A 482-nucleotide genomic window follows, 5' to 3' on the forward strand; every position below is an offset into this window, starting at 1 on the left:
TCAAACTGGTTCTTTTGTATCTCGACGTAGGCCATCAAGGCTGAAAAAATATGATTCAAAATCAGTTTAGATCGTCTTACTTGAAACTTTTCAATATGACAAACCTGTTTAATCACTCGGTGATATTGTTCTTTTTTCCAATGACTTGAATGTAATTCATCAAAACCCTCAAAGGACAATAAATCATCTTCATCTTGATACACAATATAAAACCTCTGCTGTTCTTTTAACTGAGTCTTAAATAATTGTACAAAGCCAAAATCTTTGAGCCAGACCACTTGACCCTGATGGAAATCTGGCAATAAACGCAGTTGAAACCATTGTCCTTTTTCTGGGGAAACCTTACGGTTACAGTCGATACCAAACATAAATCGAATATCATATTTTCTTATGGTTTTTAGATTTCCAGTCGATGAATACCAACTATCACCTGTAATAAATTGAATCTTTGCACCCCAACTGAGTACTTCACTTAACATATC

General features: G+C 34.4%; 1 protein-coding gene. It reads right to left on the minus strand.

The window, feature by feature from the left end:
- A partial coding sequence (locus tag CDG59_RS14955; protein ID WP_143225236.1) for a transposase occupies positions 1–482 on the minus strand: 482 nt, incomplete at both ends.

It is taken from the genome of Acinetobacter sp. WCHA29 (assembly GCF_002165335.1).
GTDB lineage: Bacteria > Pseudomonadota > Gammaproteobacteria > Pseudomonadales > Moraxellaceae > Acinetobacter.